Here is a 19001-nt window from a genome sequence, read left to right as displayed (position 1 = left end):
TAAAATATTTTGGCTATTTAATAATAAGTATAGCAATGTACTATGCTTTGCAAATATTAGGCTCTTTTATTGAATTTGGAATATTTGGTTCTGGATCAGGGATAAAAGGCTATGAATTGCATGTTCCCATAGGAATGGTCATTCTTCAGATTATTCTAACAACTGTGTTAAAATATAGAATGCGGTTATTTAGAAGTAATATTATTTATGCATTAATGATGATTATACCTGTTGGTTTATTCATGTACTATTACTTTTTAATAGTCAATTAATATTAAGTAAACTATCCCTCCCGCTAGCGCCCCTGCTGGGTTATAGTATGTGCTAGTTCGAGTTTTCAACTTGGACTTCCACAAGAGTAAGAAATAAATACTAAGAACCCCCCGCTAGCGCTCGTCTGAGACGAGTGACGGTATGAGTAAGTAAATATACAAGACAGCTATAGGTTTAGTAACTTATGGCTGTTTTTTTATAGTCTAGGCATTGGGTTGTGTGGCACACTAGTTGCAAACTAGCGGCAGCAGGGGAGCCTTAATGGCGATTGAATGACCTGTAATTTAAAAGTTTCTATCTACTCAAAATTTTGAGTAAAAAAATATTTTTTCAGTTCTATGGGTAACATTTTTGATGTTTAGGGAACAGGGCGATAGTTTAAAATAATTAATCTTAATAAATATTGTATTATGTTAAAAAAAATTTCAAGTTTAGGTGTTACTTTAAATAGAGTTGATTTAGAATCTATTAAAGGAGGAAGATCTGTTTCCTATCTCCCAGATGGTAACGGAGGTTGTAAAAAAGTTGTTTGGAATGAAGATGGTGTCATTAAAGTTAAATACAACGATCGTTATGATGGAAGATGCTAAACCCCGCTAGCGCTCGTTTGAGACGAGTGCCGGTATGAGTAAGTAAATATATAAGACAGCTATAAGTTTTGTAACTTATGGCTGTTTTTTTATAGTATAGGCATTGGGTTGTGTGGCACACTAGTTGCAAACTAGCGGCAGCAGGGGGATACCCAAGAATAGTAGATTAGATTGTTGGAGGAGGTAAGGAAGGTAGAGAAATAAAACCTGAAAATTAGAAGACAGCTACAAATACCTACAAACACCTCCTGTTGGATCTTTTTAAAGAAGTTTTGGGCCAAAAAGACGAAAAATTAGACCTTGAATACCCATAATTAAAGCAAAGAGACTCAAAATTAGACTCTGAACACTCAAAATTAGACTTTGAGCACTCAAAATTAGACATGGAACACTCAAAATTAGACTTTCAGTGTCTAAATTTGGGTCAACATGGCTCAATAGAAGGTCAATATGGCCCAACAGAAGGTGTTTTATAGATAACGTAAGATATAAAAGGTCTAAAATTGTTAGAAGAGATATTACAAAATCTGGTATTTTACTAAAAAATAACCCCCGCTAGCGCTAGTCTGTGACTAGTGCCGGGAAAGAGTAAGATACAAAGCAACAAGCCAGTTTCATTTTTTGAAACTGGCTTGTTGTATTTTGGATTTGTATGAGCAGAAAATATAAGTTTCATAACAAATCAGGTTTATACTTTGTAAGCTTTGCTACGGTCTATTGGATAGATGTTTTCATAAGAGAAAAATATTTATTGCATTTGGCTAGTAGTATTGATTACTGTAGAAAAGAGAAAGGGATGGAGCTCTATGCCTATTGTTTTATGGCAAGTCATGTTCATTTGGTTTTTCGTTCTAGTAATGCTGATCCTTCTGGCTTGATAGGAGATTTCAAAAAACATACTGCAAAAAAAGTAGTGCAAGCCATACGAGATAACCCACAAGAAAGTAGAAAAGAATGGTTGTTATGGATGTTTGAAAAGGCCGGTAAAGCAAAAGGAAATGTAAGTACCTATCAATTTTGGCAACATCACAATAAGCCCATAGAATTATGGACTGATAAAGTCATAGAACAAAAGATTGATTATATTCACAACAATCCTGTAGTATCTGGTTTTGTAACAAATACTGTAGATTGGAAATATAGTAGTGCCAGAAACTATCAGGATGATCATACTGTACTACAAATTGATAGTGATGGGGTTTTATTAGGATTACCTAAACAGATGTGATAAGGCACAAGTTGCAAACTAGCGGCGATCTTAGATGGCTCGAAAATACTTGCCCAATCGCTCGAATACGATAGCGCTGATTTGTAATACGCGTCTAGTATGACTAGTCGTGATATTGATATAAAAAACAAAAACTATGCTGGTTAAGGCATAGCTTTTTTTGCATGTTGACGATGTGGGATCTGGGGATCAATATTATTTAAGTATCTGTTATATGTTTCTTTCTAGAGGCAACTCCCGGTTACTTATTTGATGTTTCATACAAGCTATACTGTTTTTGTAATAACTATGGTATAAAAGTAGGTCTAATCAGGATGGTAAACAGGGGTCCTTAGTTTAAACTCAAATCCCTTTAGACGAAATGCATGTTTTCTTTCGATAAATGGAAATATCGATATAACTATGATAAATTATAAGCAGGTATAGTATGTTAAGGGTAAATAAATACAGCAAAAACAATATAAGGGAGTTCACATTTTGTATTTTGGGCCACACCAAACAATCAAATTAAGATGATAGGATATATAAAACGTATGTTCGTAGCGGTTGCTGTATTAGTTCTGGTAAGTTGTACAACCTCAAAACCTGAGCAAAAGATAGAATATCATACCAATGGTAATGTAAAAGGTATTGGATTGGTTAAAGGAACCGAAAAAGTAGGAGTATGGGCCTATTATGATGATCAAGCCATACAAGTAGATTCTATACCCTATATAAATGGAGTAAAAATGGGTGAGCAAAAATCATACGATCTGCGCACGGGAGCATTAGTAGGAAAAGGATTTTATATCGAAGATCTTAAACAAGGAGTTTGGCAAACCTACCACGAGGGTGGCGAGGTGCATAGTGAAGAAAAATATAGAGATAACGTGGCCATTGATGAACGAATTTATTTTTTTGCTAATGGCAATGTAAAAATGAAAACTGCAATACAAAATGGTGCATTACATGGTGATCATAAAGAATATTATGTTGATGGCGCAGTTTCGGTTTCGGGATATTATCATAATGGTAAGGTAGATGGCGAGTGGAAAGAATATAACGAAAACGGACTTACCAAAGAAATATACACCTGCCAATCGGGATTATGGCATGGCAAATATCAAAAATATCATGAAAACGGAAATATCGCAGAACAGGGAAGGTATGACCTGGATAAAAAAGCAGGCACCTGGGAGTATTTTGATGAAAACGGAGTAGTGATTTCTACAGAAATTAATTAGCCAAAGTTCGATATAAGTAATAATATTTAAAAAAAGCGTCAATTCGAGTGGTTTTTCAGAATGAAATGAAGGAAAACTGTATCGAGAATAGTTTTTTGAAGGAAAATTACTATTCTCGATATAATCCCCCTTCTTCGGATCATTCGAATTGACGTAATTTTCTTACGTCGAATTCAGGTTATTAGTTTAATATTGTTTTAATAAAACTTGTGCTGGTTAAAGATTACCTTAGAACCTTACTTCGCGGTTATGTTGATATTACAAGGCAGCGCTTTGAATTCTTTTCTCACCAGTATAAGATTTGTTTTGTGTTAAAAAATCTTGAAACCTTGGAAAGATTTTAGCAGAACAAATCTGGTTTTCAGTATAACTGAAAAATACCTTGAGAAAAGTGCCTTTTCTTTTGTTTCGTTTTCTTTGAGCGAGCAAAGAAAATGAAAAGAAGATTAAACTGATGTCACTTAAATTAATATGAAATAAAAGTATTGATACAAAAATCAAAACTTTACCATATGTGGCTATAATAGTGAATGTAAATAGGAAATTGTATTGAAGATTGGAGCATTATTAGAAGATAAAACTTGATGAGGGTAACGAGTAGATACGAAAAATCGATCTCCTCAGGTAGCAAAAAGATCGATCCAGTGGAATTTTAGACACCATATCAAGCTAGTAGGTTTGTGATATAGTAACGGTAAGATATTGATTTTATTGCAGTTGCAATTTTGTGATCGATTAGTAGTGCCATCTTTATGTCGATAAGTTTTTGATACACGATTCTCTGATAGCCCAGATAGCATCAAAAGAAAAATCAAGTTCTTCTTTTTTAATCCATTCTTTGATATAGTTTTTATGAAAATCAATTTTATACCTCCCAACTTGATCGGGAGTAATGATTTGCTCTAATAAGATATCGTTTTTGATACGATCAAAATCAGATTGCGGCGAGGTTACATCAATAGTAAGCGATCCTTTTCGCACATAACAATGGGCTTCTGGGATATACTCTAGATGATGTTCTGTAAGTATGGTTCCAATTTTAGGAGTGTTTTTCTGGTTCATTTTGTACATCCCCATGACTAAATCTACAGCAATCATATTATGATCTGCAATTGTTTTTAAAAGAGCATGTTTAGAACTGCAGGTGCCTTGATGCTCAGAGATGACTAAGGATACATCTGTTCTACTAGCATTTCTACCATAAGGAATCTGTTGCACATATGTCAATAAGGCTTGCCAATCCTGTATTCCTTTGGCTATCATATCTCTGGTTAGAGGGTCAGAAGACGTGAGTTGATGTATGCTCATAGTAAAACTAAATTAACAATGCTCTTACCTACAAAGTTAATATAAGTATTCAGTTTTAATATCACGTAACCTAATGGTTAATTTAACCGATGGTTATCAAAAGAGATTGTTAGGCAATTTAAACTTCTATTAAATAGAAACACTCCTATATTTTTTGTTGAGGTGTTCACATATTTTCGCGAAAAATTCATCGAACACTAACCTTAATTAAAACCTAACATGAAAACACGATTACCACTATTCATTATGGCGTTTTTGATCGCACAATGTTTCTACGCACAACAACCAAAAACGCAACTTACAAAAATCGAAAGATCGACTAGTAACAAATCTATCGACGCCTATTTTAATGCCAGTTTAGCACCATTTTATCATGGTGTAGCTTCTGGAGATCCTCTAGAGAATGCAGTGATTATCTGGACACGAATAACCACAAATAATGCTACAGCAACTGTAAACTGGCAAGTGGCTACTAACCCAGAGATGACACAGATAGTACAACAGGGGCAATTGGTAACCAACCAAAGTAAGGATTATACAGTAAAGGTAGATGTTACTGGTCTTGATGCTTTTACAACTTATTATTATCAATTTGAAACCGAAGGATCACAATCTATAGTTGGTAAAACCAGAACCACTCCAGCTCAAAACGAAATGGTAGATAACCTAAGGTTTGCAGTAGTGTCTTGTTCTAATTACCAAAACGGATATTTTAATGCTTATAATCAGATTGCAGACCGCAATGATATTGATGCTGTAATACATTTGGGGGATTATATTTATGAATACGAATCTGGTGGATACGGTTACAGCGATGATATCGGAAGAGGGCATTTACCCGAAAATGAGATTATAACTTTAGATGATTATCGCGTGCGTTATTCGTACTACAGATTGGATCCAATGCTACGTAATGTGCACCAACAGCATCCTTTTATTAATATATGGGATGATCATGAATTTGCGAATGATGCTAGTAAATTTGGAGCCGAAAACCATACTCCTTCTACAGAGGGGAGCTGGGAAACCAGAAAAAACAATGCCTACAAAGCATATTTTGAGTGGATGCCAGTTCGAGCTAACTCTATAGAGCAATATCGATTGTATCGTAAGATTTCTTATGGTAAACTTTTGGATTTGATTATGCTAGATACTCGAATTGAAGGTAGAGAAACACAGGTGTCAACTTCAAAAAACCTGATCAGTGCTGCAGCCTCTAATGAAAAATTTAAGCAATATGCGCAAGAGGTGATTGCAAAAAAAGATTTGAATAACCCTAATGATGTAAAGGAAATACTATATACTGTTCTTCCGATGCTCCTTCAGGTATCTGATACTTCAGAAAAAACATCAACAGGTTTGTCTGTCTTAGAATTTGAGAGATTAGTTACGCTATTTACAGAGGCGATCATTCAAAAAAAAGCAGTAGATAATAATAATGCATCTACCAAAGAATTAGAGACATTACTAAAAAAAGGAACTGTTTTTTCAGAACAAGAAAATACAAAAGAAAATAAAGCTACCTATACTTCGATCCTTGGATCAGAGCAATTTGATTGGCTTACAGAACAATTGTTATCCTCTAGTGCCAAATGGAGAGTAATTGGTAATCAAGTAATGATGATGCCATGGAACGGAGTGCCATCTGGTGATGCTTGGGATGGATATAGTGAGGAGAGAGATCGATTGTTAGGCTACATAAAAGATAATAGTATTGATAATATAGTGGTGCTTACAGGGGATATACATAGCACTTTTGCGGGTGAGGTAAGATATCAAAGAGATTGTGAGATGTGTGAATTTGTAGTACCGAGTGTAACCTCTCAAAATCTTGACTTTGTAGGGAGCATAGCTTCGGGTATTGGTGAGTTTTATATCAAATTATTAAACAGGCATATCAAAGATGTAGATCTTGATAATCATGGGTATTTTGTATTGGATGTAAATCAAAATAGAGCACAAGCAGACTGGTATGATATTGCAGATTTATCCAAACCTACAGTAGGAGAGAGGCGATCAAGAGGTTGGTATGTAAACTCCAACGATTGTAAAATCAGGAAAGCATCAAATGCCGCAAGATCGATAGCAAGAAATACAGATCAAGAAAGTATGATTACCAAAAAACCTGTAGAGTCCCTAGCAAAGGATGATTTTGTAATTATTGGAGCTTATCCTAACCCGATGCAAAATGAAGGCAATATTCATTATCTGGTGAATAAAGAAAGTACGATCAAAATCGCATTATATGATCTTAATGGTAAATTTATCCAAGAACTTCAGCATCAAAAAGTAGAAAAGGGGATTTATAATTTATCTTTTGATCCAAGTGGGATCAAAAACGGAAATTATATTATAGTTGTAGCCTCTGAAAATGTAAAAGCCAGTAGAAAAATAATAATAAAATAAGAAGTAAATAATGTACTAAAAAAGCCAGAGTATCACTACTCTGGCTTTTATGTATGTGGTATAATAATTACTTTACGGCAATTACAGAAATCTCTACGTTTACAAATTTTGGTAGCGCGGCAACAGCAACTGTTTCTCTTGCAGGAGCGGTGTCTTCATTAAAATAACTACCGTATACTTCATTTACTTGAGCAAAATTATTCATGTCGTTTAAGAAAATAGTCGTCTTGATCACATTTTCGAAAGTCATTCCTACTTCATCAAGAATAGCTTTAAGATTCTGCATTACTTGCTCTGCTTCAGTTTTAATATCATCTAATACCAATTCTCCACTTTTTGGGTGTATTGCAATTTGCCCAGAAGTGTATAAGGTATTACCTGTCATAATTGCCTGGTTATATGGCCCTATTGGAGCAGGTGCATTAGCGGTAGTTATGATTTTTTTCATGTGAAGTATTTTTTATAATTATTTTATTTTTTTCAATCCTCAAACTCCCAAGTTTCACTGCCCGTCTTCGAGTTTAAAATTTATAGTTGCCTATCTGGTTCACGTCGTTTATCCCACTTGATATCACTAAGTACAGACGACTTGATACCGATAAAGAAATTCCATGAGGTACGTTCGCTAAAAGGAATCCAGTTAAAACTCATACGCCAACTCTCTAGATCTCTTTGAAAGCGTAAGTTGGTAAATGTAAAACCAGGATTTCTAAAATCATACCCCGATGATACTCCTACAGACCATCGTGGTGCTAATTCTACATCACCAGAAAACATGACCGAGTGCGATGATATTTCGTTCTGCCGGGCATTATTACTATAGTTAACATTATAGGATATCCTTAGGTTCCAGGGCATCTTATAATTATAGTTTTTTTGCTCGGTATCTTTGTCTTTTTTCTTGTCCTCGACATACGACCTGGCTTCACCAAAATCGGTAACACCACCAAATAAATTATCTGGTCGACCCTCATTCCTGAAGTTCTGATTTTCTAGAGGATCTTCATTTACTTTTCCTTTTTCAAAATCTTTACTAGAGAAAGAGTATCCAAAATTGGCACTTGCTCTGGTAAGACGAAATAAACTTCCGCCATTATCAATATTCCACACGTCGATCCTACGATTGTTATTATCTAGTGCATAAGGATCTAATTGCGCATTAAAATTAATATCTAATTTATTTTGAATAATAGGTATGTTACCAGTAATAGATAGTGGACTTAACTTTAATGAATCTCCGGCTATATTATAGGATGTGCTGATGTTAAGGTTGTTAAGCAGGATTATTTTTTTGGCTTCGGTGGCTGTGGTATCCTTACTTTTTACTTTCATCTCTAAGTTATTACTTATAGAAAAACCAATATTACTAGAAAAAACATTACCTGGTGCTCCAAAAAAGCCTCCTTCAAATCTAGAATATTCTACCACTTCGGTTTCGTCTTCGGCAGTAGTGGGATCATCGGTTATTGTATATTCGTCATAAAATTGATCAAAAGCAGGGGTAATATTATAACTTATAGAGGGGCGCATAGTATGTCTAATGGCCTGTATTTTTTTACCTTTCTTAAAATTAAACGTCCCATAAATGGTGGTTCCTAAACTTGTAGAAAAATTATAGGTACGATAACTATCAAAACCAGCAATAGTATCCCGTACTACTTCACCATTACCATCTTCATCACGTACAAAATCTTGTTCTATGGTTTCAAACACCCAATTTTCTTGATAGCTTGTACCTGCAGATGCACTTAGGTATTTAAATATTTTAAAATTAGTGCTTAACGGAATAGAATGTTGTATTCCTGATGATGCATTTTCAAACATTCTGGCAGAGAAAAGATCATCATCGGTAGTGGTAATCCTATTTTCGCCTCTAAAGTTATATTGTGTATTTATATTTTGTATAATTCCTTTTTTGACTCCTACTTTGGGTGCAAAAGGGAACACTCTGGATACACTAGCATTAACATTAGGTAGAGACATATTTACAATACCCGTATTAGTATTAGAGTTGTGTGTAGCGGCTACGTTTACATTTACTTGAGGATCTCCCTGAAATGTTTTGGAGTAGGATATATTAGAACTGATCTGATTATTTAAAAAGTTACCTGTATTTAACTGGTTGGTAGACTGTTGAAAAAAGTCACTACTACCAAAGTTAACCGATGCCGAGAAACGAGAATTTGGATTTGCCTTGGCATCTTGGCTATGTGTCCATTGTATATTGTAGGTAGTAGTTTTGGAGAAATCAGGAAACCCTCTTTCACTTTGTAAATTATTCTCATACCTAAAACGCAGATTTCCTCTAAATCGATATCTTTTTGCATAAGCAGATTCAACCGCAAAAGTATAACTTCCATTGGTATAGTAATCTCCAAGAAGCGTTAGATCTACATAATCACTTATAGCAAAATAGTACCCACCATTTTGTAGAAAATAACCACGATTTCTTTCTTCACCAGGATTTGGGATGATAAAACCAGAGGTTCTGTCTTCGGTTAGCGGAAAATATCCAAAAGGTAACCCAAGAGGTGTAGGTACATCTGCAATGAACATATTTACTAAACCAGTAACAATTTTCTTTTTTGGTACAAATTTGATTCTTCTAGCATAAAAATAATATTCGGGATCTTCTATATTTTCTGAAGTAGTAAATTTTACATTACTCATATAAATCACCGAGTCATTTTCACGTTTAGATACTTCATTTTTAATTTTAAAACCGTTTTGTTCGGTTCTAGAGTTATAGATTAATGCTTTTTCAGTATCAAAATTAAAACGAATAGAATCTGGTTCTACTACATTTTGTGCTTGTTTAAACACGGGAGTTTGAGTGTATTCGCCCAAAGAATCTTTAATACCATATGCATATACCTCACTCTTTTCATTATCCACAACTATAAATCCTGCGTTAATTTGCATATCTCCATAGATAATTTCGGCTTCATTGTAGAGATACATTTTGTTTTCTCTTCGACTTAACCTCATATAATCTGTAGCTTTATAGTCTACCTTATCTGTTAACAGTTGAGGTTCTGGAACAATGCTATCTTGTTTAACCGTGTCCTGAGCTTGCTCATTAAGGAGTTGTTCTGGAGTAAGTTCTATTTTTTTTTGTGTATTCGATAGGGTATCCTTTTCAGCAGGAATAGGAACCTCTGTAGTCTTGTTTGTTTCCTGTGCAGTAATTTGACAAATACAAAACAGTGAAAAACTTAGTGAATAAAGTATGTGACGTACCGTTGTTTGCAATGGTTTAAATCCTATTTTTGTAAAACTATGGCTTAGTTTTTGAAGTGCCAAAATTACATATATTTTTAATGCCTCGATTGTAAATGGTGAAAAAATAAAAAATTATGTGAGCTATATCTCTATAACGCCATTTAAACGAATGGAATATAGAATTATTTTTATGAATCATAATCTTTATTTTTTTACGATATATATTAAATACGGCAACATAAAGAGAATGTTTCAAAGTAAGTGATAAAATTGTTTAGAATTGATGAAAAAGAAAACGACATATACTAGTTTTTTAATCCTATTGGTTATTACACTATCAATGTTTCAAGCTTCTGTGTATGGGCAGGATAGCAATAAATTTGTAGTGGTATTGGATGCGGGTCATGGTGGTAATGATCCAGGAAACAGAGGAAATGGCTATAAAGAAAAAGAAATTTCGCTTAATGTAGTATTAGCTGTTGGTGCTATATTAGAAAAAGATACTAGATTTAAAGTAGTCTATACCCGAAAAACAGATGAGTTTATAGAATTGCATGAAAGAGGAAACATTGCAAATAAGGCAAATGCAGATCTTTTTGTTTCTATACATTGCAATTCTCACCGATCTCAAGCTTACGGAACCGAAACCTTTGTATTAGGGTTGCATGCAAATGATGAAAATTTTAATGTGGCAAAAAATGAAAACTCGGTAATCCTGTTAGAAGATAATTATGAAGCTAATTATGATGGGTTTGATCCTAATTCGCCAGAATCTATTATCGGATTGACATTAATGCAAGAAGAATATTTAGATCAAAGCCTTACTTTGGCAAGTTTTGTGCAAAATCGATTTAAAAAATCACTAGACAGAAAGAGTAGAGGTGTAAAACAGGCAGGTTTTGTAGTATTACATCAAACCTATATGCCTAGTGTGCTTATTGAATTAGGGTTTCTTACCAACAATGGAGAAGGTAAGTATCTTAATTCTAAAAAAGGACAGGCAGATATGGCTAAATCTATTTCTACTTCAGTTATTGATTATAAAGAAAGCTTGGATGCTATTTATTATGCACCCAAACCAAAAACTCCCGAAGTAACCGAGGTTAAGGCAGAGATGGAAGGTGATAAGGTGTATGATGGCGTTACTTTTAAGGTGCAAATTGCTGCTGGATCTACAGATATAGAATTAGCTCCATTTAATTTTAATGGGTTAGACCAATTGTCTAGAACAAGAGATGGAGAGCTATATAAATATTTTTTTGGGAGTACTTCTAATTATACCTTAATTAAAGAATTACAGGAAATTGCCTTAGGAAAAGGCTTCAATTCTAGTTTTGTTGTTGCTTTTCGTAATAATGCTCGAATTTCTTTAACAGAAGCTCTAAAACCTAACACTTCTTCTAATTAATCTAAATAAATACTGATAATTCATCAAAAAATAACCGACATAAAAGTATTTTTATTCTAAATTTGTGTCCTAAAATCTAAGTTATTTTGAAATTTACTCGAGAGATCAAGACAGGAATATTGGCAATTTGTGCAATAGCACTTTTGATTTTTGGATATAGTTTTTTGAAGGGACAAAACCTTCTCGAAAATGATAGAACCTTTTTTGCGGTGTATAAAAATGTAGAAGGGTTAATACCATCTTCTCCCGTTACGATTAATGGTTTGGTTGTTGGACAAGTAGTATCTATTGATTTTGCTGATAATAAAGGTAATCTAGTCGTAGAATTTAACGTAGATAATGATTTTACGTTTTCTAAAAATAGTGAAGCCAAAGTATATGGAGGAGGATTGATAGGAGGTAAATCCTTGGCAATTATACCAAAATATGAACAAGGATTGGATGCAAAAGATGGAGATACATTACAAGGGCGAGTAGAAGCAGGTTTGTTGGAGTTGGTTAATGATAAGCTGGCACCACTACAGGAAAAATTAGAAGCAGCAATAACAGATGCTGATACCTTATTAACATCGGTTAATGGCATTCTTAATGTAGATAATCAAAATAATTTAAATTCGATCTTTAGGGATTTAAGTATTAGTGTAAATAAGTTTAAAGGAACTTCGATTAAGCTCAATAATTTACTTGCAAATAATGAAGAAAAACTAAATAGAGCTTTCACCAATGCAGATGAAATCTCTACAAAACTTAATAAAGTTTCAGACTCTCTATCCAAAATCAATGTTAAGAAGATTGGTCAGGAATTAGAGGTGGTACTTGCAAATTTTAAAAAGATATCAAACGACTTAAATTCAGGAAAAGGAACCGCAGGAAAGTTACTTAAGGATGATAAGTTGTATGATAACTTAGAAAAAACAAGTAAAGAATTAGAGTTGCTTCTTCAGGATTTAAGATTAAATCCAACACGATATATTAATGTATCTGTTTTTGGCAAGAAGAATAAACCATATCAAAAACCAACAGACTCAATAAATTAATACAAGTATGCAGTACATACCTAACATCTTATTCATCATTATTCTGGTGGCAGGAATTGGATATTTTACTAAGAATATCCGTAAAGTAATCCGAAACATTCGTTTGGGTAAAGATGTTAATCGATCAGATAATAAAGCAGAACGATTTAAGAATATGGCTATGATTGCTCTTGGGCAATCTAAGATGGTTAGACGACCAGTAGCTGGGATCTTACACATTGTTGTTTATATAGGTTTTATCGTTATAAATATCGAAGTGCTAGAAATCATTATTGATGGTATTTTTGGAACGCATAGAATTTTTGCCTTTCTAGGTGGATTATATGACGTTTTAATAGGATCTTTTGAAATTTTAGCTTTCCTCGTTTTTGTAGGAGTGGTTTTATTTTGGATTCGCCGTAATGTTATTAAACTAAAACGTTTCTGGAATCCTGAAATGAAAGGATGGCCAAAAAATGATGGAAATCTAATTCTATATTTTGAAATGGTATTGATGACCTTGTTTTTGGTTATGAATGCAGCTGATTTACAATTACAAGAATTAGGAGCTGATCATTATGTTAAAGCGGGATCATATCCTGTGAGTCAATTTATAGCACCGTTGTTTAACGGCATGTCCGAAGGAACCTTAATCTTTTTAGAAAGAGGAGCTTGGTGGCTTCATATTATCGGAATCTTAATTTTCTTAAATTATTTATACTTCTCGAAGCATTTACATATTATGCTTGCTTTTCCAAATACCTATTACGGGGATTTGAAACCTAAGGGTGAGTTAGATAATCTTGAAGCGGTGACTAATGAGGTAAAATTGATGATGGATCCAAGCGCAGATCCTTTTGCCGCACCAGCAGGGGATGAGCCAGAAGGAGAGCCTGAAAAGTTTGGAGCCTCGGATGTAACAGATCTTAATTGGGCACAATTGCTTAATTCTTATACATGTACCGAGTGTGGGCGTTGTACCAGTGAATGCCCAGCAAATCAAACAGGAAAAAAATTATCTCCTCGTAAAATTATGATGGATACTAGAGATCGTTTGAAAGAGGTGGGGGATAATATTGACAAAAATGGAAGTTTTGTAGATGATGGAAAGCAATTACTAAACGATTATATCACTCCCGAAGAATTATGGGCATGTACGAGTTGTAATGCCTGTGTAGAGGCTTGCCCAGTAAGTATTAGTCCACTGTCAATTATTATTGATATGAGAAGATACTTGGTGATGGAAGAAAGTGCTGCCCCATCAGATTTAAATAATATGATGTCTAATATCGAAAATAACGGAGCTCCTTGGCCATTTAACCAGATGGACCGATTGAATTGGAGTAACGAATAATTAGTAACCAAAAATTAACCAATTAACCCTTAAAATTAAAGAGAAATTAGAAGTTATGAAGAAGGAAGAAGTAGAAAAATTATTGCATGACAAAGTCGAAGCTGGTGAACATATAAGTCCAGTATTACCAGAAGGTATGAAAAATTACCTTATTGATATTGATGGTACTATTACCGATGATGTTCCTAATGAAGAACCAGAAAGAATGGTTACTTGTGAACCATTTCCAGATGCATTGATAACACTAAATAAATGGTTTGATCAAGGTCATATTATTTGTTTTTTTACATCAAGAACAGAAGATCATAGAGATGTAACCGAGAACTGGCTTAAGAAACATGGTTTTAAGTATCATAGCCTTTTGATGGGTAAACCTAGAGGAGGAAATTATCATTGGATTGATAATCACTTGGTAAAAGCTACTCGATATACCGGTAAATTTACAGAATTGGTAGAAAGAGTAGTAACCATTGAGGTTTTTGATGATGGAAAACATGATTAATAAGGAGAATTTTCTTATTAAGTTATAAATTAAAGAATATAAAGTATTACATATGAGCGAAACAATAAAGGTGCCAACAATGGCAGAGTATATGGCCGAAGGAAAAAAACCTGAAGTTTTATTTTGGGTTGGTTGCGCTGGTAGTTTTGATGATAGAGCTAAAAAAATTACTAAGGCATTTGTAAAATTATTACATAATGCAAATGTTGATTTTGCTGTATTGGGTACAGAAGAGAGTTGTACCGGCGATCCAGCAAAAAGATCTGGTAATGAGTTTTTGTTTCAGATGCAAGCAGTTACTAATATTGAAGTAATGAATGCCTATGAAATTAAAAAAGTAGTCACTGCATGTCCTCATTGTTTTAATACTTTAAAGAATGAATATCCAGCATTAGGAGGAGATTATGAGGTAATGCATCACACTCAATTTCTTAAATCACTTCTAGACGAAGGAAGATTATCTGTAGAAGGAGGTAAGTTTAAAGGAAAACGAATTACTTTTCATGATCCTTGTTATTTAGGTAGAGCAAATAATGTATATGAAGCGCCTAGGGATTTACTTAGAAAACTAGAAGTAGAATTAATAGAAATGAAACGTTGCAAGCGTAATGGTTTATGCTGTGGAGCGGGAGGTGCTCAAATGTTTAAAGAACCAGAGCCAGGTAATAAAGATGTAAATGTCGAAAGAACAGAGGATGCTCTAGAAACCAAACCAGATATCATTGCAGCAGGATGTCCTTTTTGTAATACAATGATGACTGATGGTGTAAAAAGTAAAGAAAAAGAAGATAGTATAGAAGTAATGGATGTGGCAGAACTTATTGCCAATGCCCAAGATTTATAATTTTTCTTCGTTTTAATACAATTTTATTAGAGTTAGTATGTTTGTTCATATTAACTCTTTTTTATAACAGAATATAGAGATAGTTTTTATTACTTTAGTAAAAAATAGCGAATGTTGGTAGATTTTAATGACCTTCCCGAGACATCAAGAGTATGGATTTATCAGGCTAATCGTTCATTTTCTTTGGATGAATTAGAAGAGATCAAACAAAAGTTAAATGATTTTGTAACCCAATGGACAGCACATGGTGCAGATCTTAAGGCAGGTTATGATATTAAGTATAAAAGATTTATAACCATTGGTTTAGATCAAGGGCTAAATGCAGCATCTGGATGTTCTATAGATGCTTCAGTTCATTTTATTCAAGAATTAGAACAAGCATATAATGTGGATCTAATGGATAAAATGAATGTTTCTTTTAAGCAAGGAGAGTTTGTAGCCTATAAAACTCTTTCGGATTTTAAGAAAATGGCAAAAAACAAATCAGTATCTCCAAATACTATCGTTTTCAATAACCTAGTTACCAACATCGCAGAGTATCGTACCAATTGGGAGGTACCGGCAAGGGATAGTTGGCATAACCGTTTTTTAAATTAAATTTTTTGTGTGGCAAATAATTAATAAGTTTTCTTTTTTAATATTTCTTTTCGTTTGTCTTGGGTCTTATGCCCAAACAATAGATTCTTTGGCAGTGGTAAGTACCGAGTCCAACGATTCTATATTGACTGTAGTCAAGAAACAAACAGGTCCATTAATAGTTGATGATTTTGAAACTCAAAAACGATGGGTAGATAGCGTGTATAATACGCTGACGCTTAAAGAAAAAATTGGCCAACTTTTTATGGTAGATGTATTTTCTTCGAACCCAAAAAAGGATACAGATAAATTAAAACAACTTATTGAAGAATACCATATTGGCGGAGTGATTTTTTCTAAAGGAGGTCCCAAACGACAAGCCAAACTTAATAACGAGTATCAATCACTTTCTAAAGTACCTTTGTTAATAGGAATGGATGCCGAATGGGGATTGGCTATGCGATTAGATTCTACTCAAGCTTTTCCTTGGAATATGACTTTGGGTGCTATACAAGATGATAAACTGATCGAGGAAACCGGAAGACAAATTGCAAGGCATTGTAAACGCCTGGGAGTGCATATCAATTTTGCTCCTGTTGTTGATATTAATACCAATCCTAAAAATCCAATAATCGGAAATCGATCTTTTGGTGAGGATAGAGATAAAGTAACACAAAAAGCTCTGGCATTTATGAAAGGAATGCAAAAAGAAGGAGTTTTGGCCAGTGCAAAACATTTTCCTGGTCATGGGGATACCGATAGCGATTCGCATAAAACCTTGCCAACGATTAGTTTTGATGCAGAAAGAATAGATAATATAGAATTGTTTCCGTATCGTAAACTTATTAATGAAGGGTTGTCTAGTGTAATGGTGGCTCATCTTAATATTCCGAGCCTTGAGTCTAGATCAAATTATCCTTCTTCAATTTCAAAAAATGTCGTAACCAATTTACTTAAGGATGATTTGAGGTTTAAGGGCCTTATCTTTACAGATGCATTAAATATGAAGGGTGCTTCGGATTTTAAAAGCCCAGGAGAGATAGATTTGGCGGCTTTTCTTGCAGGTAATGATGTGTTATTAATATCTGAGGATGTTCCTTTAGCATCGCAAAAAATTGTTTCGGCATATTACTCAGGTCTTGTTACCGAGGAGCGTTTGGCACACTCGGTTCGTAAAATTCTTTTAGCCAAATATAAGGTTGGGCTCAATAAATATAAACCTGTTGATCTTTCCTTTTTACATGAAGAACTTAATAGTGTGAAAAACGAAGTGCTACATCATGAGTTGGTTGAAAACTCGCTAACATTAATTAAAAATGATAGAGCAACACTTCCTGTAAAAAATCTTGATCTAAAAAAGATAGCGTACGTTTCGCTTGGAGATGATTCTGGAGATGCGTTTTATCAACAGCTTAATAAGTATACCAAAGTAGATTGGATTAAAGCTAATCAATTAGGTGAAATGATAGAAAAACTTAAAGAATACAATTACGTTATTGTAGGTTTTCATAAATCTAATGCTTCACCTTGGAAAGATTATAAATTTAAGGATAAAGAATTGGTCTGGTTATACGAAATAGCAAGACTTAATACTACAATTCTTAATGTTTTTGCTAGGCCATATGCCATGCTAGATATGTTGACTACAACTAATTTTGAAGGAATTTTGATGGCCTATCAAAACAGTACTGTAGCACAAGAAAAGGCGGCTCAATTACTTTTTGGTGCTTTTGAAGCTAAAGGGAAACTGCCGGTGAGTTTAAGAGAAGATTTTCCTGAAGGTACAGGTTTGGAAACTAGGTCTTTAAAAAGATTATCATATGGTTTACCCGAAAGTGTAGGGATGAATTCATATAAACTTAATAGGATAGATTCTATTGTTAATCGTACCTTAAAAGAAAAGATGGCACCTGGATTGCAATTAATCGTGGCAAGAAAAGGGAAAGTGATTTTTAATAAAAATTATGGATATCATACCTATAATAAAATACGAAAAGTAAAAGGAGATGATATTTATGACTTAGCTTCATTAACCAAAATATTAGCAACCTTACCCCTTACGATGGAGTTGAAGGATAAGGGGTTAGTTTCTTTAGATTCTCGTATTGGTGAATTACTACCATCTTTTAAAGATTCTAACAAAAAAGATATTACCCTAAGGTCAATGCTGTCGCATTACGCAAGATTGAGAGCATGGATTCCTTTTTATCTTAAAACATTAGATACGGTTACTCAAAAACCAGATAAAAAATATTATAGGAACAATTTTTCTGATGAGTTTAATATCAAGGTGACTAACAACCTTTATTTTAGAAGTGATATGAAAGATTCTTTAATGCTAAGAATCAAGGATAGTGAATTAAGAAAAAGGCTTCGTTATAAGTATAGTGATTTACCTTTTTATCTGTTGAAATCTTATATAGAGAATCATTACGATAATACCTTAAATGCACTTACCCAACAACATTTTTATGGACCCTTGGGGGCAAGTAATACTTCGTATCTACCATTGTCCAAATTTAAAAAGAAAAGAATAGTGCCTACAGAAAATGATAAGGCATTTAGGAACCAAATCATTCATGGTTATGTACATGATCAAGGAGCTGCAATGTTTGGTGGTATTGGTGGGCATGCGGGGTTATTTTCAAATGCCAATGATGTGACCAAAATTATGCAGATGTATTTAAATGGTGGGTACTACGGAGGAAAACAATATCTTAGAACACAAACATTAGATGAGTTTAATACTTGCTATTATTGTGATAAAGATGTGAGAAGAGGAGTAGGGTTTGATAAACCTCAATTAGGAGATGTAGGGCCTACTTGTGGCTGTATATCTAAAACGAGTTTTGGTCATAGCGGTTTTACAGGTACTTTTACCTGGGCAGATCCCGAAGAAGATATTGTATATGTGTTTTTAAGTAATCGTACTTTTCCGGATCCAGCAAATCGAAAATTGATATCTAATGATATTAGATCAGAGATACAAAGAGTAATTTATGAAGCGATAGATTACTAGTCTAAGCCAAAAAACTAATAGTAGCTATTTCA

General features: G+C 33.9%; 15 protein-coding genes. 12 read left to right on the top strand and 3 right to left on the bottom strand.

Annotation, left to right across the window (positions count from 1 at the left end; all coding sequences use genetic code 11):
* Positions 1-35: 35 nt before the first annotated feature.
* The 4 genes from DK508_RS07345 (at position 36) to DK508_RS07330 (ending at position 3314) form a co-directional block, all read left to right on the top strand.
* Positions 36-272, top strand: coding sequence for a hypothetical protein (locus DK508_RS07345; RefSeq protein ID WP_109300104.1), 237 nt, complete (start codon positions 36-38; stop codon positions 270-272).
* 411 nt (positions 273-683) lie between these two features.
* Complete coding sequence (locus DK508_RS07340; protein ID WP_109300103.1) at positions 684-863, top strand: hypothetical protein; 180 nt, start codon at positions 684-686, stop codon at positions 861-863.
* Positions 864-1515: 652 nt separating this feature from the next.
* A complete protein-coding gene (locus DK508_RS07335; RefSeq protein ID WP_109300102.1) occupies positions 1516-2091 on the top strand; it encodes a transposase in 576 nt (191 codons plus the stop codon).
* A gap of 512 nt (positions 2092-2603) precedes the next feature.
* Positions 2604-3314, top strand: a complete 711-nt coding sequence (locus DK508_RS07330; protein ID WP_109300101.1) for a toxin-antitoxin system YwqK family antitoxin — start codon at positions 2604-2606, stop codon at positions 3312-3314.
* A gap of 750 nt (positions 3315-4064) precedes the next feature.
* On the opposite strand, the gene DK508_RS07325 is transcribed toward DK508_RS07330, so the two are convergent.
* Positions 4065-4622: a hypothetical protein gene (locus DK508_RS07325; protein WP_235016323.1), complete on the bottom strand. Its 558-nt coding sequence runs from the start codon at positions 4620-4622 to the stop codon at positions 4065-4067.
* A 219-nt stretch (positions 4623-4841) separates the two neighbouring features.
* Here DK508_RS07325 and DK508_RS07320 point away from each other — a divergent pair, with 219 nt between their 5' ends.
* Positions 4842-7028 (top strand): alkaline phosphatase D family protein, encoded by a 2187-nt coding sequence (locus DK508_RS07320; RefSeq protein WP_109300100.1) that lies wholly within the window; start codon positions 4842-4844, stop codon positions 7026-7028.
* A gap of 67 nt (positions 7029-7095) precedes the next feature.
* On the opposite strand, the gene DK508_RS07315 is transcribed toward DK508_RS07320, so the two are convergent.
* Entirely contained in the window at positions 7096-7476 is a 381-nt protein-coding gene (locus DK508_RS07315) for a RidA family protein (protein WP_109300099.1), read from the bottom strand.
* Between the two features lie 80 nt (positions 7477-7556).
* Complete coding sequence (locus DK508_RS07310; protein ID WP_109300098.1) at positions 7557-10331, bottom strand: putative LPS assembly protein LptD; 2775 nt, start codon at positions 10329-10331, stop codon at positions 7557-7559.
* A gap of 202 nt (positions 10332-10533) precedes the next feature.
* On the opposite strand from DK508_RS07310, the gene DK508_RS07305 reads away from it, so the two are divergent.
* From DK508_RS07305 to DK508_RS07275, 7 genes are all read left to right on the top strand, one after another.
* Positions 10534-11658 (top strand): N-acetylmuramoyl-L-alanine amidase, encoded by a 1125-nt coding sequence (locus tag DK508_RS07305; protein WP_109300097.1) that lies wholly within the window; start codon positions 10534-10536, stop codon positions 11656-11658.
* 86 nt (positions 11659-11744) lie between these two features.
* Positions 11745-12695 (top strand): MlaD family protein, encoded by a 951-nt coding sequence (locus tag DK508_RS07300; protein ID WP_109300096.1) that lies wholly within the window; start codon positions 11745-11747, stop codon positions 12693-12695.
* 7 nt (positions 12696-12702) lie between these two features.
* Entirely contained in the window at positions 12703-14028 is a 1326-nt protein-coding gene (locus DK508_RS07295; protein ID WP_109300095.1) for a (Fe-S)-binding protein, read from the top strand.
* Positions 14029-14083: 55 nt separating this feature from the next.
* Positions 14084-14530, top strand: a complete 447-nt coding sequence (locus DK508_RS07290) for a phosphoheptose isomerase (RefSeq protein WP_109300094.1) — start codon at positions 14084-14086, stop codon at positions 14528-14530.
* Between the two features lie 52 nt (positions 14531-14582).
* Positions 14583-15374: a (Fe-S)-binding protein gene (locus DK508_RS07285; RefSeq protein WP_109300093.1), complete on the top strand. Its 792-nt coding sequence runs from the start codon at positions 14583-14585 to the stop codon at positions 15372-15374.
* 111 nt (positions 15375-15485) lie between these two features.
* Positions 15486-15971 carry an ABC transporter ATPase gene (locus DK508_RS07280; RefSeq protein WP_109300092.1) on the top strand — a complete coding sequence of 162 codons (486 nt, stop codon included), beginning with the start codon at positions 15486-15488 and terminating at the stop codon, positions 15969-15971.
* 94 nt (positions 15972-16065) lie between these two features.
* Positions 16066-18969 carry a glycoside hydrolase family 3 N-terminal domain-containing protein gene (locus tag DK508_RS07275; protein ID WP_235016351.1) on the top strand — a complete coding sequence of 968 codons (2904 nt, stop codon included), beginning with the start codon at positions 16066-16068 and terminating at the stop codon, positions 18967-18969.
* Positions 18970-19001: the final 32 nt, after the last annotated feature.

This window comes from Aquimarina sp. AU474 (genome assembly GCF_900312815.1).
Classification (GTDB): domain Bacteria; phylum Bacteroidota; class Bacteroidia; order Flavobacteriales; family Flavobacteriaceae; genus Aquimarina.
Note: the sequence above shows the minus strand (reverse complement) of the source record. Positions and strands in the feature narration are given on the sequence as shown.